Origin of the sequence: Exiguobacterium sp. S3 (assembly GCF_018617295.1) — a bacterium.
GTDB classification, from domain to species: Bacteria; Bacillota; Bacilli; order Exiguobacteriales; family Exiguobacteriaceae; genus Exiguobacterium; species Exiguobacterium profundum.
In genome coordinates, this window is sequence record NZ_JACSJW010000003.1 from 231,173 (window position 1) to 246,499 (window position 15,327).

The window sequence follows — 15,327 nt, forward strand, 5'->3', positions numbered from 1 at the left end:
CACCTCATGACAGTTATGAATGTTCACTCGACTACAGCTTTTTTAGTCTCGATTCGATTTCCGCTCGTCTCGACTCTAAAAACGGTGGCAATGCCAAGCGTTCTCCGAGCGTTTCAACCGATTCATCCGTCGCAAATCCCGGTTCATCTGTCGCCAGTTCCACTAAGATCCCACTCGGTTCACGAAAATAAATCGACTGGAAATAATAGCGGTCAATGAGACCAGAGTGACTGATGTCATGTGCGTCAAGCTTCTCAATCCATTTCGCCATGTCATCTGTTTCTTCCACTCGAATCGCCACATGATGCACACTTCCCCGTCCTGGTCGTTCCGATGACAAATCCGGCCGATCGACGAGATGAATCTCTGTCGCCACACCACCTTCTCCCGTCTCAAAGACACGCACATCGTGACCATCCCGTTCAAATGTCGTCACATATCGATAACCGAGTATTTCAGTCAGCAACCGTGCCGTCTTGTCAATCCGCCGTACCGTCCATTCACTGAATCCGAGACCGAAGATGCCGACATCTGTTGGCACAGGACCCTCTTCCCAAGGTGTCCCGCTCCCGCCTTCGACGAGACAAAGACGTTGTCCTTCATGATCTTCAAACGAGAGCGTCGCCCGTCCGAGCACTGATTCGACTTCCCCATATGTTATATCGAACGCGTCCAAACGCTCCCGCCAGTACGCGAGCGCCCCATCCGGCACCCGGAGCGCTGTTCGGGAGATACTGTTTGACCCTCGATACGTCTGCCCGAGAAACGGAAGTTCAAAGAACGTCAAATCAGTTCCGGGCGTCCCCGTCTCGTCTGCATAGAACAAGTGATACATCAATGGGTCATCCTGGTTGACCGTCTTTTTGACGAGTCGCATCCCTAGTACTTCCGTATAAAATCGTAAGTTCTTCTTTGCGTCACCAGTCATCGCTGACACGTGATGTTGTCCTCCAATCGCCTTCATCTATCATCTCCCCTTTCGACTATATCGTTATTGTATCACCTCTAATTAAGTAAAGTCTTCTTTACATTATGTAAAGTTTGTTTTACACTTGTGGTAGAAACTAGAAATGAGGTGGCACGATGCCATTGATCAATCGCGTGAAAGAACTGCGTGCCCGGCACCAGTTAACCCAAGGCGACCTGGCCGAAAAGGTCGGTGTGACGAGACAGACGATCATCTCACTCGAGAAAGGCAGCTACACACCATCACTCATGCTGGCGATGCACATCGCACGGGTGTTCGAGGAACCGGTCGAATCTATATTCACAATCGAGGAGGAATCACAATGAAACACGTTGTCGTTCAGTCTATTTCCAGCATCATCTTGTATATTCTGATGGCATTTCTATTCAGCTCATTTTTATCCGATGTGTCGAAGACCGTCATCGAGTCTGACCGATTCTTAGTTGAATTCAATCTGCTTCCGCTACTTTTACTTGTTGTTTTTGGCGTCATTTGGACAGTCTATTCGTTTAACACCCGTCCGAACAAGCAGTTGAGCTTTGCCCAATGGTCCGTCCGGATGACAGAGTTCAGTGAAGTCGATGAGCGCGAACAAATCATTACAGCGAAAGCGACAAAAGCTGCATACATCTCGTTCGGCATCTCCGTCCCAATTTTTATGGGTTCGTTCATGTTCTATCCGTTGTTTGAAGATACACTTCCCGCCTATCCAATTTATGCACTCGCTTCTACTCTCATCATTGCGACACTCGTCTATATGGCGACTTGGATCCGCGGCTATCGGCATTAAGGAATTCATCATGAGCTCCTTTTAATATTCCCGTTTTAGAATATTCAAAATCGGGAATATTCTAAACTAAGAGGACGGTGACAAGAGATGGAAGAGAAACTGGCTTCTTTGTTTCAAGCGTTAGCCGACCCGAACCGGTTACGGATGATCGAATTATTACGGAAACAAGAGTGGACGGTCGGCATGATGGCCAATCAGCTTGGAATCAGTCAACCACAGACGTCGAAGCACTTGCGCATCTTACATGATGCAGGTCTTGTCACAGTAACCATTGATGCCAACCGAAGACGTTATGCGCTCAAGTCACAAGCTGTCGAACCGTTAGATGCTTGGCGGACCTATATGGCTCGGGAAACAGAGCGACTCGATCGGCTGGAAACTTTTTTAGCGGAGTCACCGCGAGAGGAGAATGAATCATGAGTACGGTCAAATCACATGTAGAGGGCACGACATTGATTATGGAACGTCTGTTCAAGGCACCACGCCAACTTGTATTTGAGGCATTCTCGACACCTGCACATCTCGAGAAATGGTGGGGGCCGGCTGGATGGGAGACGAAAGTATACAGTTTCGACTTCAAACCAAATGGCACTTGGCACTACTGCATGACGTGCGTCGACAAAAATCAAGGTGACTTTTATGGCATGGAATCATGGGGCAAATCCACCTTTATCGACATCGACCCCTACTCTCGAATCGTCTATACGGATGCGTTCTCAGATGCGGACGGACTCGTCAATCCAGACTTACCTGTCATGACCATTACGAATGAGTTTCTCGATACACCGGAAGGCACGTTATTCATCAGTCGCTCTGAATTCCCGAATGAAGAGGCTCTCCAACAAGTCGTCGAGATGGGGGCTGTCGAAGGTTTCACTTCCCAACTTGATCGTCTCGAAGCGATTGTCAGCCAGTAAAAAAACATGCACCGTTCCCGAAAAGGAATGGTGCATGTTTTGATTTATCCGAACTGTCGAAACAATTCGTCAAGCTGTTCTGATGTGATTTCTTCAAACGTATCTCCGATGCTGACTTCGGTTGAACAAAACCCATCTTTTTCAACGAGATAACCAGTGATACCAATCCCGGTCTCTTCTTGGATGCGCGCAATTTTCTCACCAAGTTCTTCCTTCTCCCCTTGAAAATGAAGATGGAACATATTCGTGACCGGGACGAGGGGCGTCGTCCAGACGCCGTCGAGTTCGTTAAATCGTGCCGCCAACTGTACGGCATCATCCCGATAGCCGGCCATCTTATCTTTCCGCATCTCGTAATAATAATCGGAAGAAAGAATATACGGATAAAGGCTGATCAAGTCACCGCCGTAGCGGCGCTTCCATACCTTCGACGTGTCACAAAACGATTTCGGTCCAGCAAGGATGGCACCGGCAATCCCACCAATTCCTTTATAAAACGAGACGTACACGCTATCAAAAAGTGCACAGATTTCAGATGCTTCTTTTTCGTAATATGGGAGCGATTCGAACAGTCGTGCCCCGTCCAGATGCAGATAGATTCCTTTCTCACGACAGTGTTCATGAATCGCCACAAGTTCTTCGAACGTCGGCAATTCCCCTCCGATTTCTCGTTGTGGCAGTTCGATCAGTAGACATGCGATATCGGGTAACGCTTGAATCTCTTCGAGTGTCATCAACCGATTTTCATCCCCGACTAAAATCGGTTCGATGTGATGTAACTCCTTCAAGCCATCCTGCTCATGGATTTCAAGGTGGCAGAGCGGATGATATGCGACCGTATTCTTCCCTGTCTCGTCACACCAAATGCGTAACGCGATCTGTTGCGCCATCGTGCCGCTCGGAAAGAATACTGCCGACTCTTTCCCAAGAACCTGCGCCATCTTCTCTTCGAACTGTCGAATCGTTTTCCCCTGTCCATACTGGTCACTCGGCTCATCGTCACGCACCTGTTCAAACGCGCGTTTCAACACCCCGATTTCTCGTTTGCCGTGACCGCTCAACTGAACAGCTGTCTGACGATACGTGTCTGCCAATCGCTCCATATATTCCCCTCCTCGACAAATAAACTCCCTGTCAGTATAACAGGGAGTCATTTACTCAGTCGCGAATCCGAACGATGAGTTTACCGCGCACTTTCCGCGTTTGTAGTTTTTCGAGACCTTCTTTCAATTGGTCGAACGATAGCACTTCTGTGACGAGGTCGTTCAGTTCACCTGCATCGAGCAAGTTCATCATCTCTTCGGCCATATATGCCAAGTTGCGAATCGCATGTTCGTCCTCGCTCGCATGCGCCGCTCCGAGTGCCACTTCGTGAATCGAAGGAGATAACGTGAAGCCTTTCATGTTCGTCATATCTGGTGGACCGGCGATATAGGCGAGGTGTCCGCTGAACGCAAGACGGTCGAGGTCAGCTGTCGCAACGTCTCGTCCGACCGTATTCAAAATCAAGTCGACACCACGTCCATCCGTCTCTTCCATGATGCGTGCTGTCACGTCCTCGACGTTATAATCAATCGCTACGTCCGCCCCGAGTGATTCTACCCACTCAAAATTCTCCGGAGATGCCGTCGTGAACACCTTTAATCCGAGGCGTTTTGCGAGTTGAATCGCAAAGCCACCGACACCGCCCGCTCCGGCGTGTACGAGAATTGTCTCCTTATCCCGCGTGTTCAGCTTCTGCATGACCGCTTCATACGCTGTCATCCCGGCACATAGAATCGAAGCCGCTGCTTCATCGCTCACACCTTGCGGAACGACCGCACATGCACGAGCATCAACGACCGTGTACTCGGCAAACCCTCCATATTTCGAAAGATCCGTATGCACGGCTACACGTGAACCCGTAATGATGTTGGCGATACTTGAACCGACCTCGACGACTTCTCCGACGAGATCGACACCGAGAATGTGTGGATATGCCCAGTTCGGGTTTCCGTTTGAACCGACTTTATAGTCGACCGGGTTCAAGGCGACCGCTTCGACACGAATCAACAGTTCGCCCGTTCCTGGTGTCGGTCGGTCGATTTCTCCAATATGCAGATGTTCTAGACCGGGTTGGTCGAGTAGCCATGCTTTCATGTTTAGTAAGCTCCTTCCGAATATGTGAGTTCGTATGAGTGTGAATAAATTTCAACGAGGTTACCGAATGGGTCTTCGCAGTACACCATGCGATACGGTTTCTCGCCTGGGTAGTATTCGCGAATCGGCATCCGTTGTTTGCCGCCATGGGCGACAATCTTCTCGACAAGTCCTTCGATATCAGGGTCTTGTACACAATAGTGGAAGATTCCTGTCTTCCAAAACTCGAAATTATCTTCTGGTGTCTCGTTATTCGGGAATTCGAATAACTCGATCCCAATTCCGTCGCCTGTTGACATATGGGCGATGCGGAATTTACCCCAGCCTGGTCCGAAGACGTCGGTACACATCACGCCGATTGGCGAATCATCCTCGACGACATCTGATGGTGTCATGATGGTATACCACCCCATCACGTCCTCATAAAATTTAACGGCCTCGGTTACGCTCGGCACAGAAAGACCGATGTGTGAAAATGTTCTTGGATACGTCATGTTTCATCTACTCCTTTTTGTTTGCTCAAATTAGCGGATAACGATAAGATACTGTCATTGAAGCAAGAAAAAAAGTACGCACATTGAAGTAACTACCCGAAAGTGAGGCTCTTTGAACATGACCACATCGTTCCCCGTCAACCGCGCACTCGAGATTATCGGCGGCAAATGGCGCCCCCAAGTGTATTGTACGCTTCAAGATGGACCGCTTCGTTTTTCTGATATTCAACGGGCGATTCCTGACGTCAGCCGAAAAGTGTTGACCGACCAATTGCGTGAACTCGAGCAGCTCGGCATGGTTCGCCGTGTCGACTATTCGACCGAGAAGCACCTCCATGTCGAGTATTCATTGACTGAAGACGCCCTCGGCCTTCAGCCTGCCATGAATGCCCTTTGTTCATGGGGAGAATGCCACGACAATCAATAATCCCGAGCCATATGGCCCGGGATTATTTTTATGAGGCGAATAAACTGATCAAATTCCCATCCGCATCGTACAGGATGGCGTAACGTTGTCCCCAAAACGCATCCCACGGGGCTTTATGTGACGCATAGCCTTGTTCAAGGATTGAGTCATATAAAGCATCCAGTGACTCACGGCTTTCGCATAAGAAGGCAAGCTCAATCCGATGCCCGTCTGCCTGTTTCCATTCCCCGTATACTGATTCGGCTACTTCCACCGTATCGAACGCGAGACGCACGCCTCCTTCGTCAATCTCTACATGTGCTTCTCCGTTCATCGCTTCTGGAATCTCAAACCCGAGCGCCCGATAAAAGTCGAGCGACCGCTTCATATCCGTCACGACGATCCCGACCATGTCCAATTTGACTGCCATCATGTTCCCTCCCCTTATTTTCATGATACGATTTGAGTGTAGCATGACCAATTCGATCAGAGACGAGGAATTTTTATGAGCCATACGTTTCAACCACTCACCCAAGAGCAAGCCGAATTGATCGCCTTCGAGTGGCGCTATGAAGGCGAATACGCGTTTTACAATATGGATGCCGACGAAGAAGATCTCGCCTCATTTTTAGATGCAGATGAGCGAGGTGATACAACGTTCGCCATTCTTGACGACGAACTCATCGGTTTCGTCACGTTGCAATTCGAATCAGCAGACGCTGTTTCTATCGGTCTCGGCATGCGCCCTGATTTGACAGGGAGCGGCAACGGACATCGATTCCTCACGTCAATCCTGAATTGGATCGAGGCGACATATGGGACTCGTACCATATATCTTGCCGTCGCCACGTTCAACAAACGGGCCATCCGATTATACGAGTCGCTCGGTTTCATCCCACAAGACACGTTCATGCAGGATACGAACGGTGGTGTGTATCCGTTTCTTTCAATGACACGTGAACAAAGCGAACCCCCGAACAACTGATGTCCGGGGGTTTTGTCATGTCCGCTGTTTCTTCTGAATATAAGAAAGACCGAGCGCTCCAATTAAAATCGTCCCTTTGACGATGTCTTGCGCATAATACGGCACGTCCCACATCGTCAGTCCGTTCAAGAGAATTCCAATCAAAATAGCTCCAATCAATGTCCCAATCACGTTCGGGCGCCCTGTCCCAAAGACGGCGTAGCCGATGTAGGCAGCCGCGACAGCGTCCATCAAAAGAGGTGCTCCAGCCGAGACTTGTCCCGTACCGATTCGAGATGCAAGAATGATTCCGCCAATGGCTGCAAACAATCCGCTGAGCACGTAGGCGTACAACTTGATGCGATTCACTGCGATCCCGGAACGACGGGCCGCTTCGGCGTTCGACCCGACGTAATAAAATTCACGCCCGGTCCGCGTATAAGTCAAGAACAGATGCGCTCCGATAAAGAACACCAGCATGAGCAGGGCGACGAACGGAATCGGACCGATCGTCCCTTGACCGATGAATAGAAATGACGGGATGAAACGCCCTGGCGCCGTCCCCCCTTCAATCGGCATGTTGTCATAAATCGAGAATCCTTTCGTATACGTCAACTGAATCCCGTTAATGACGTACATGATGGCGAGTGTCGCTAGTAAATCCGGTAATCGGAATTTGATCGTGACGAGCGCGTTCAACAGCCCGACGAGAATCCCGAGTGCAAGTGGGATCAGCAGGGCGACGAGAAGCTCTTGTCGATGAAGGACGAGACTTGCCGCTGCCCCGATTGTCGCAAGACTCGCCGTCGAGCCGACCGACAAGTCGAATCCTCCGACGATGAGCGAAAACGTGACGCCGAGGGCAAGTAGCGAAACGATTGAAACCGATTTGATGATGTCACTAAAGTTTGCGTATGTCAGAAATTGATCGTTCGTCACGGTAAAGACCGCAATCAAACCAAGGATTGCGAGTAACGTTCCATACTGACCGATATGACCGCTGATTCGTTTTCGTTCCTTGACTACTAACTGTGCCATGTCATGCGCCTCCTTTCTCTGCAATTTGTCCACGGTCGAGCCAAAGAATTCGATTGGCGACCCGTTCGAGCTCGTGTCGCTCACTCGAGGTGAACAACACGGTCTTCCCTTGTTTCGCGAGTGCGATGACGCGTTCATATACGTCTTGTTTCGCTGCGATATCAATTCCTTTTGTCGGTTCGTCGAGCAGATAAATGTTTCGGTCTTCGAGTAACCATTTGCTAAAGACGACCTTCTGTTGATTTCCACCACTCAGCTCACGAACCGGTTGTTTTACGTTCGCATAACGGACGCGAAGCGATGCCAATACGTCCGAAACGCGAGTTGCCTTTCCTGCTACAGCAATCACGTTCCGCTCAATCGTCTCGTCTAGAAATAATCCATGACGACGTCTCTCCTCTGGAACGAGTGCAAACCCTTCACGTACGGCATCGGTCGGTTCTTTGATCACATGTTCTTTTCCATCGATTGTGATGGATTGACGAATCCCAGAAAGACCGAACAAAGCTTCCATCAGTTCCGTCTTCCCACTCCCCGTCAATCCTCCAATCCCGAGCACTTCTCCGCGATACGCTTCAATCGAAATCTCGGATTGGAACGCCGGAAGGGTCAACTGCGCGGATAAACAAATCTTGTCTTCCGGCACCGCCTTTTCTAACGCCGCATCAAATGTTGTCCCATTTAAAAATGTCTGTACTGCTTCTGAGGAGAGCAATTGGTACGGTCCATCGTACACGACACGTCCGTCCCGAAGAAACGTAGAGGTCGACGTGACCCGTGTGAGCTCGTTTGAACGATGCGTGACCAACACGATGCCTACCCCTTCTGCCGCCAGCGTTTGTAATAATTCAAGTAAGGCGTCGGCATCCGTTTCCGATAAGGCAGCGGTCGGTTCGTCGAGGAGCAAATACTTAGCATCGCTCTCGAGTGCCCGAGCGATGAGAAGGCGCTGTTTCACGCTTAGCGGGAAGTGACCGGCTGGACGCGTTGGATCGACCTCTAAACCGACTCGGGACAACACACGTTTCGCTCGCTGTTTCAAACGTTGCGGACGAATCCGTTTCACTGTCTGCCATGGAAGGACGTTCTCATATACAGGCAAGTCCAAATAGAGCGCATCATCGACTTCTTGTGACACTGTGATGATGCCATGACGAATCGCTTCCGCTGGAGTGAGGCGGATTGATTTTCCATCAATGGACAACTCGCCGGACGTCGGTTCAGCCGTTCCGTTTAGCAGTTTGATGAGTGTACTCTTACCGGCCCCGTTCAGACCGAGGAGTCCATGAATGTCTCCCGGCTTTAAACTGAAGGATAGTTGATCGAGCACCGTGACGTCACCATACTGTTTCGTGATTCGTTCCAAGCGAATCATCAGTCTGTCTCCTTCATCCAATCCGACCATGCCGCATTCGATTCGCCCCAACCTGGCACGTACTGTCCAAGGTCATCCATCGTGACAGGCTCATTCGGCAAGACATCACGGTCCACTAGATATGGGTCGACCGAATGAATGGAAGGCGTCTCTTCCCCGACCACTTTTTGATAAGCGTATCGGACTTGAATGCGGCCAATTTCGGCTGGATCTGTGGCAGCTGTCACTTTCCACGGACTCCCCTCTTCTTGCATGAGTTGCAAGTCTTCGTCACTCAAGTCAATCCCGTAAACGGCAATCTCGTCACGGCCTGCTTGCTTGATGGCACGGCTCGCCCCTTTGGCGAACTCGTCCCACATCGCAAACACCGCATCGATTTCGCCTTCTGGATACTTCTTCAAAATCGCCTCCATCTGGCTTTGCGTATCGAGCGCCGTGTTGTTCGTCGCCGAACCGAACTTCGCGACTTCCTGGATGCCCGGATACCGTTTCAAGAATGCATCATAAATCGTATGACGGCGTTCCATCGGCGTGAACCCACCGACCCAAATCGTGACGATGTTCCCTTCCCCGTCTAAATCTTCCGCGAGTGCTTTGAGCGAGCGCCATGCGAGTGAATAATCGTCTTGGTCGATGACCGTCACGCCTTCATTCGTCAAATCGTTATCGAATGCGACAACTTTGATGCCTTTGTCGAGCGCCCGTTGAACAGGCTCTTTCAAGGCATCGGCACGTCCGTGGTCAATCAAGATCACATCGACTCCTTGCGTCGTCGCCGTATCGACATAACTCGCCATTTTCGACAAATCATTTTCGGCGTTATACACTTTCACGTTGCCACCGAACGCTTCGACTTGCTCGATCACCCCTTCGATATATTGCGAAGAGAATGTCCCAATCGACATCTGCATGACGAGGGCGACTTCTAGATTTTTCGGAAGTGTCTCATTTGAGACGTTGACGGTTTTCGTCTCCGCTTTATTTGTCGCCGCGGTCGTTTTTGGTTGCGCCTGTTCGTTCGTGCATCCGGCAAGTGCTAAGATAACGGTCAACAGGAAGAAGATGATTTTTTTAGACATATGCGTTTCCTCCTACGTGTTGTACAATGACCGACTCGGTCGGTTCGAGCACACCTGTTTCTGTGATCAGACCGGTGATGAGTTCTGGCGGGGTCACATCAAACGCCGGATTGAAGACGGTGATGCCGACGAGTGCCGTTGGGTGTCCCCCGATATGGGTCACTTCATGGGCGTCCCGTTCCTCGATTTGAATCGTGTCGTCCGCCTCTAAATCGAATGTCGAATGTGGGGCTGCCACATAGAATGGGATGCCGTAATGCTTCGCCAAAATCGCGAGCTGGAGTGTTCCAATCTTGTTGGCCGTATGCCCGGTACGGGTGATGCGGTCCGCCCCGACGATGATGGCATCCATTTGTTTCGTCTGGATCGTCCACGCCGCCATGTTATCTGTAATCAATGTGACGTCGATGTCCGCCCGGTCGAGCTCCCATACCGTCAATCGTGCCCCTTGAAGCAGCGGTCGCGTTTCCGATGCGAACACACGAAACGGGATGCCTCGCTCTTTTCCGACATAAAACGGCGCGAGCGCGGTACCGTACCGTGACGTCGCAATGGCACCGGCGTTACAAATCGTCAATACGTTCCCTCCAGCGGGCAACACGGTGAGCGCATGCTCCCCAATCGTGCGATACGTGGCCACGTCTTGTTCATAGATTTCAATCGCGCGCTGCTTGATGGCTTTTGCAATCTGTTCAAAGTCCTCTCCCACATTCAGTCGAAGGAGTGATTCGATGACATGCTGTAAGTTGACCGCGGTCGGTCTTGTCGCAATCAACCGTTGACCGACTTGATTCAATTGGAGATGAAAATATGGATTGTCTTGCAGACGTGACGCTTCTTTCGCAAGGACAAACGCCCCGAAATAAGCGATGGCCGGTGCCCCCCGGACTTGAAGCGACTTGATTGCTTGTTCCGCCTGTTCGAGCGTCAACACTTCGACATAGCGCTCTTCTTGCGGCAATAGCGTCTGATCTAAAATCGTCAACACTTCCGTGTCGGCATCGAAATGAATACTTTGCACACTCATACGCGCACCTCCGACAAGACCGGGATCAGCTGATCGATCGATTGAATCTGATGACGCTGTTTGATGAGACGCGTACCAAGTTCTAGGGCGTGGCGTTTCCGTTCGATGCGAAGGTCATCCGGCAATGTCTCTAAGTCGGCGACACCAGCTAGACCGACCGTCCGCCGAATCAATTCGCAACCCGCGTAGCCGATCGCATCGCTCAAAATGGATGGCAACAGTTCGTCCACGAATCCTACTGTGTTGAACGGCTCTGTGGCCTGTGTAAAGCGGGTACGGAACGTTTTTTCGAACGTCTCCCAGACCGTGAGCACTTCTGTGAAGCGTTCGAATCGTTTCAACGGATGCGCATACGTTGAGAACACCAAATGGGCAATGATTTGACCGATGTCAAAGCCGAACGGACCGTAAAAGGCAAACTCAGGATCGATGATTTTCGTTTCATGTCGGGTCGCAAAAATGCTTCCTGTATGTAAATCTCCATGTAGCAACGCTTCATGTTTGGTCACGAACCCAACCTTCAATTTCGTCACTTCAATTTTCAAGGCGAGGTCTGACCACAGTTGCTCCACATCCGGACGAAGGGCCGCTTCGATTTGATTCGAATCTGCATCGCGATACGGGTCGGTGAAAATCAGCTTTTCCGTGATATCGCATAGCTCTGGATTGTAATACTCTTTTTCGATTTGTTTCTTCACGAGCGGTCCGTTCGCGTAGTCAGACGTCGCAAACAGGGTTTCACCGAGAAACGTACCGACGTGGCGGGCTAAATTCGGATAGCTCTCTCCTTTTAGGAAGCCCGTCCGAACAATCTCAAACGCTGACAGATCCTCCAAAATCGTATAGGCGAGTTCACGGTCGCTACCGAGTACATCCGGTACGAACTGAGGAACGACCTTAGAAAATTCACGGAGTGCCAGTTGTTCAATCCACGAACGGTCAAGCGTGAGCGGCCAACTCTCTCCAACAACTTTTGCGTACGGCAACGCTTGTTTCACGATTAATGACGTTTCTCCTTGACGAATGCGAAAGACGAGATTTAAATTTCCATCCCCAATCTCCTCACATTCTGCAATCCCCTCTTCTAGTAACCCCAACTGTCGAACGTGGTCGACGACACTTTGTTCTGTAAACGCCTCATAAGCCATGATGATTTTCCCCTTTCTTGAATCTATACATGAAAAAAGCCCCTTTCTCCGCGAGAAAGAGGCACACCCAAATTGGTTGTTCCTCTCATCTTTCAGACATGTGTCTGGTGGATGTAGCACCGTGCCAAATGGTCGGTTGCTGCGGCGTCTTAGGGCCAATTCCCTCTGCCAACTCGCGATAAGAGTAAATGATGTAATTGTGTTTGACGTGTTGAGACGAATATTACGGACTAGGCATGCTAGTTGTCAATCCTCTATTTTCAGTCGCCTCCCTATTTTTGACACGCATATATAGAAACATTATTTTCAAACTTTTTTTCTCAAAAAAAGGAATTGACGAGTGAGCGATTCTATGTGAAAATTCAATTAAATTTCACAACTTCACAACTATTCTTATCAAGAGCAGACGGAGGGACAAGCCCGATGATGTCGCAGCAACCGACCAGAAATGGCACGGTGCTAATTCTTGCAGCTATCGCTGAGAGATAAGAGTTCATTGTTTTCGAATGACCTCTTGCCTTGGCATGAGGTCATTTTTTGTTTGACCTGAAAGGAGGAACTTATGGGAATCATCGCGACTTATGAAGTCAAACATACCGATCACGTCGAACGCGTGGCTGAGAAAATCGCACATGAGCTGACCGTCGGGACATGGACCGAATTGAACCATCTCGAACAGCATCAACTACAGGCGTTCCGAGGTGAGGTCATCGATACCTACCAACAGGAAACGACGAGCCGTTTCTCGATTCGCTACCCGCTACATAACGTGACACCGGACTTCTCGTCCATCCTGACGACGACATTCGGAAAACTGTCGCTCGACCCAAACGTCAAACTCGTCGACCTCTCGATTCCAGAGGAGCTCGCACCGGACTTTCCGGGTGCTGCATTCGGAGTCGAAGGGGTCCGCGACATCCTTCGAGTACACGACCGACCGCTCGCCATGAGCATCTTCAAAGGCGTCATCGGACGGGACCTTGATTTTTTGGCGACACAACTCCGGGACCAGTTCGCAGGTGGCATCGATCTCGTGAAAGACGATGAGATTTTATATGACAATCCGCTCACCCCATCGCTCGAACGGGCTCGGATTGGAGCATCGATCATTCAAGAACATAAAGAATTGACGGGTCGTTCCGTTCTATACGCCGTCACGTTGAGCGGACCCGTTTTCACCTTACGCGACCAGGCGAAGCGATTGATTGAGGCAGGCGCGACCGCATTGTTGTTCAACGTGTATACGTACGGGCTTGACGCATTGCGAGAGCTCGCCAAAGATTCTGAGATTCACGTCCCGATTTTGGCACATCCCGCTTTTGCAGGAGCGTTGACCGGATCGATTCGTCATTCCCTACTCTTCGGGAAACTGATTCGACTCGCCGGGGCGGACTTGACGCTCTTCCCTTCGCCATACGGTTCACTGTCGACACCAAAAGACGAAACACAACAGATTCAAACGTACGCGACGGAACCCCATTGGACGAAACCGATTCTGGCGGTCCCCTCTGCCGGGATTCACCCAGGACTCGTCCCGGATTTGATTCGTGACTTCGGAACGGATGTCGTCATCAATGCCGGCGGCGGGATTCACGGACACCCAGACGGTGCGGCTGCCGGAGCGAGGGCGTTCCGCCAAGCGATCGATCAGGCAATCGGTAAGACGAGCGAGACTGATGCCTTATCGACTGCATTAGATGCGTGGGGTGCGCGATGAGTACGCACGTCATCTGTGATTTCGACGGAACCATCACGGAAGAAGATAACATCATCGCATTGATGCGACGGTTCGCCCCACCTGAATGGGTCGAACTCAAAGATGGTGTGTTGAACCAAACGCTCTCCATTCGCGAAGGCGTCGGTCAGATGTTCAGCTTGCTCCCAAGTAACCAGCAAGAGCGGTATCGTGAGTTTCTTCAGTCGACCATCACGCTTCGAGCGGGGTTTGTCGAGTTTTTGCAAGAGACCCAGTCGCACGGCTTTCGATTTGATGTCGTCAGTGGGGGCATGGACTTTTTCGTCCATCCGATTTTAGAAGGTCACGTCGCATCGGAACACATCTTCTGCAATCACGTTGATTTTTCAGGAGAGACAGCGCGCGTCACATGGCCTCATGCATGTGATGTTCATTGTTCGAATGATTGCGGATGCTGCAAGCTGACGATTGCTCGACAGATTGTCTCACCTACCGACACGTTGATTGTCATCGGGGACTCTGTCACTGATTTTGAAATCGCCAAACGTGCCGATGTCGTGTATGCACGAGGTCAACTGATTTCGCTTTGTGAGGCGGAAGGAATTCGACATGTTCCGTTCGAGACATTCTATGACATTTCAGCTCACATGAAAGGAGTGAACGTATGACCGTACAAGAACGATGGGTCGAACTTGCCGACATTAAAGACGAGCTCGCCGCACGAGATTGGTTCCCCGGGACGAGTGGCAACCTGGCGATCCGCGTATCGGACGACCCGTTGACGTTCCTCGTGACGGCAAGCGGTCGTGATAAACGAAAGCGTACCAATGAAGACTTCGTCCTCGTCGATGCGACCGGTCAATTGATTGGAGAACAGTCAGGCAAACCGTCCGCGGAAACGTTGCTACATGTCGATATCTTTAACAACTCGAACGCAACCTGTTCGCTTCATGTGCATACGGTCGACAATAACGTCATCTCGGAACTGTATGCAGCAAAAGGTCACGTGACGTTCACAGGTCAAGAAATCATCAAGGCGCTCGGTTATTGGGAAGAGACGGCAAGTGTCCGGATCCCCATTATCGAAAATCACGCGGATATCCCGACGCTCGCCCGTGCGTTCGCGCCACATGTCACAGGCGATGCCGGTGCCGTCCTCATCCGGAACCACGGGATCACCGTTTGGGGCGAAACGCCCGCTGCGGCAAAACGTTATTTAGAGGCATATGAATTTTTGTTTAGCTATTCATTAAAATTACGCGCCCTAGGCGTCCATTCATAAGGAGG

The 15,327-nt window shown here is 50.6% G+C and carries 19 protein-coding genes and 2 riboswitches; of the genes, 9 read left to right on the forward strand and 10 right to left on the reverse strand.

The window, feature by feature from the left end; all coding sequences use genetic code 11:
- Positions 1 to 31: 31 nt before the first annotated feature.
- Positions 32 to 964 (reverse strand): ring-cleaving dioxygenase, encoded by a 933-nt coding sequence (locus tag KNO65_RS09925; protein WP_214783822.1) that lies wholly within the window; start codon positions 962 to 964, stop codon positions 32 to 34.
- Between the two features lie 119 nt (positions 965 to 1,083).
- On the opposite strand from KNO65_RS09925, the gene KNO65_RS09930 reads away from it, so the two are divergent.
- From KNO65_RS09930 to KNO65_RS09945, 4 genes are all read left to right on the forward strand, one after another.
- A complete protein-coding gene (locus KNO65_RS09930) occupies positions 1,084 to 1,293 on the forward strand; it encodes a helix-turn-helix transcriptional regulator (RefSeq protein ID WP_012727465.1) in 210 nt (69 codons plus the stop codon).
- Positions 1,290 to 1,757, forward strand: coding sequence for a hypothetical protein (locus KNO65_RS09935; RefSeq protein WP_214783825.1), 468 nt, complete (start codon positions 1,290 to 1,292; stop codon positions 1,755 to 1,757). Before KNO65_RS09930 ends, KNO65_RS09935 begins: the two co-directional genes overlap by 4 nt.
- A gap of 87 nt (positions 1,758 to 1,844) precedes the next feature.
- Positions 1,845 to 2,177: an ArsR/SmtB family transcription factor gene (locus KNO65_RS09940; protein WP_214783828.1), complete on the forward strand. Its 333-nt coding sequence runs from the start codon at positions 1,845 to 1,847 to the stop codon at positions 2,175 to 2,177.
- Positions 2,174 to 2,674 (forward strand): SRPBCC family protein, encoded by a 501-nt coding sequence (locus KNO65_RS09945; RefSeq protein ID WP_214783831.1) that lies wholly within the window; start codon positions 2,174 to 2,176, stop codon positions 2,672 to 2,674. Before KNO65_RS09940 ends, KNO65_RS09945 begins: the two co-directional genes overlap by 4 nt.
- Positions 2,675 to 2,718: 44 nt before the next feature.
- Here KNO65_RS09945 and KNO65_RS09950 read toward each other — a convergent pair whose 3' ends face one another.
- From KNO65_RS09950 to KNO65_RS09960, 3 genes are read right to left on the reverse strand one after another with little or no spacing between them, the layout of a single operon-like run.
- Positions 2,719 to 3,777, reverse strand: coding sequence for a threonine aldolase family protein (locus tag KNO65_RS09950; protein ID WP_214783834.1), 1,059 nt, complete (start codon positions 3,775 to 3,777; stop codon positions 2,719 to 2,721).
- A gap of 55 nt (positions 3,778 to 3,832) precedes the next feature.
- Positions 3,833 to 4,813 (reverse strand): zinc-binding dehydrogenase, encoded by a 981-nt coding sequence (locus KNO65_RS09955; protein ID WP_214783837.1) that lies wholly within the window; start codon positions 4,811 to 4,813, stop codon positions 3,833 to 3,835.
- A gap of 2 nt (positions 4,814 to 4,815) precedes the next feature.
- Complete coding sequence (locus KNO65_RS09960; protein ID WP_012727473.1) at positions 4,816 to 5,307, reverse strand: lactoylglutathione lyase family protein; 492 nt, start codon at positions 5,305 to 5,307, stop codon at positions 4,816 to 4,818.
- 118 nt (positions 5,308 to 5,425) lie between these two features.
- Between KNO65_RS09960 and KNO65_RS09965 the strand changes: the two genes are divergently transcribed.
- The gene (locus KNO65_RS09965) at positions 5,426 to 5,734 is read left to right on the forward strand and encodes a winged helix-turn-helix transcriptional regulator (RefSeq protein ID WP_026824988.1); all 309 of its coding nucleotides are present in this window, start codon (positions 5,426 to 5,428) and stop codon (positions 5,732 to 5,734) included.
- Positions 5,735 to 5,762: 28 nt separating this feature from the next.
- On the opposite strand, the gene KNO65_RS09970 is transcribed toward KNO65_RS09965, so the two are convergent.
- Positions 5,763 to 6,143 (reverse strand): VOC family protein, encoded by a 381-nt coding sequence (locus KNO65_RS09970; RefSeq protein WP_031422087.1) that lies wholly within the window; start codon positions 6,141 to 6,143, stop codon positions 5,763 to 5,765.
- A 75-nt stretch (positions 6,144 to 6,218) separates the two neighbouring features.
- On the opposite strand from KNO65_RS09970, the gene KNO65_RS09975 reads away from it, so the two are divergent.
- A complete protein-coding gene (locus tag KNO65_RS09975; RefSeq protein WP_214783840.1) occupies positions 6,219 to 6,698 on the forward strand; it encodes a GNAT family N-acetyltransferase in 480 nt (159 codons plus the stop codon).
- 15 nt (positions 6,699 to 6,713) lie between these two features.
- Here the strand turns inward: KNO65_RS09975 and KNO65_RS09980 are convergent, their stop codons facing one another.
- Genes KNO65_RS09980 through mtnK form a run of 5 tightly spaced genes read right to left on the reverse strand, consistent with a single transcriptional unit; the run spans position 6,714 to position 12,344 of the window.
- Complete coding sequence (locus KNO65_RS09980; protein ID WP_012727477.1) at positions 6,714 to 7,715, reverse strand: ABC transporter permease; 1,002 nt, start codon at positions 7,713 to 7,715, stop codon at positions 6,714 to 6,716.
- 1 nt (position 7,716) lies between these two features.
- Positions 7,717 to 9,090, reverse strand: a complete 1,374-nt coding sequence (locus KNO65_RS09985; RefSeq protein ID WP_214783843.1) for a sugar ABC transporter ATP-binding protein — start codon at positions 9,088 to 9,090, stop codon at positions 7,717 to 7,719.
- Entirely contained in the window at positions 9,090 to 10,169 is a 1,080-nt protein-coding gene (locus tag KNO65_RS09990) for a sugar ABC transporter substrate-binding protein (RefSeq protein ID WP_214783846.1), read from the reverse strand. The genes KNO65_RS09985 and KNO65_RS09990 overlap by 1 nt, the downstream gene beginning before the upstream one ends.
- Positions 10,162 to 11,196: an S-methyl-5-thioribose-1-phosphate isomerase gene (mtnA, locus tag KNO65_RS09995; RefSeq protein ID WP_214783849.1), complete on the reverse strand. Its 1,035-nt coding sequence runs from the start codon at positions 11,194 to 11,196 to the stop codon at positions 10,162 to 10,164. Before mtnA ends, KNO65_RS09990 begins: the two co-directional genes overlap by 8 nt.
- Positions 11,193 to 12,344, reverse strand: coding sequence for an S-methyl-5-thioribose kinase (mtnK, locus tag KNO65_RS10000; RefSeq protein ID WP_214783852.1), 1,152 nt, complete (start codon positions 12,342 to 12,344; stop codon positions 11,193 to 11,195). Before mtnK ends, mtnA begins: the two co-directional genes overlap by 4 nt.
- An 82-nt stretch (positions 12,345 to 12,426) precedes the next feature.
- A riboswitch (SAM riboswitch) is annotated at positions 12,427 to 12,529 on the reverse strand.
- Positions 12,530 to 12,734: 205 nt separating this feature from the next.
- Positions 12,735 to 12,836: riboswitch (SAM riboswitch) on the forward strand.
- A 70-nt stretch (positions 12,837 to 12,906) separates the two neighbouring features.
- Between mtnK and KNO65_RS10005 the strand changes: the two genes are divergently transcribed.
- Genes KNO65_RS10005 through KNO65_RS10015 form a run of 3 tightly spaced genes read left to right on the forward strand, consistent with a single transcriptional unit; the run spans position 12,907 to position 15,322 of the window.
- Entirely contained in the window at positions 12,907 to 14,061 is a 1,155-nt protein-coding gene (locus tag KNO65_RS10005; RefSeq protein WP_214783855.1) for a 2,3-diketo-5-methylthiopentyl-1-phosphate enolase, read from the forward strand.
- Positions 14,058 to 14,708, forward strand: coding sequence for a 2-hydroxy-3-keto-5-methylthiopentenyl-1-phosphate phosphatase (locus KNO65_RS10010; protein ID WP_214783858.1), 651 nt, complete (start codon positions 14,058 to 14,060; stop codon positions 14,706 to 14,708). The genes KNO65_RS10005 and KNO65_RS10010 overlap by 4 nt, the downstream gene beginning before the upstream one ends.
- Positions 14,705 to 15,322: a methylthioribulose 1-phosphate dehydratase gene (locus tag KNO65_RS10015; RefSeq protein ID WP_214783861.1), complete on the forward strand. Its 618-nt coding sequence runs from the start codon at positions 14,705 to 14,707 to the stop codon at positions 15,320 to 15,322. Before KNO65_RS10010 ends, KNO65_RS10015 begins: the two co-directional genes overlap by 4 nt.
- Positions 15,323 to 15,327 lie beyond the last annotated feature (5 nt).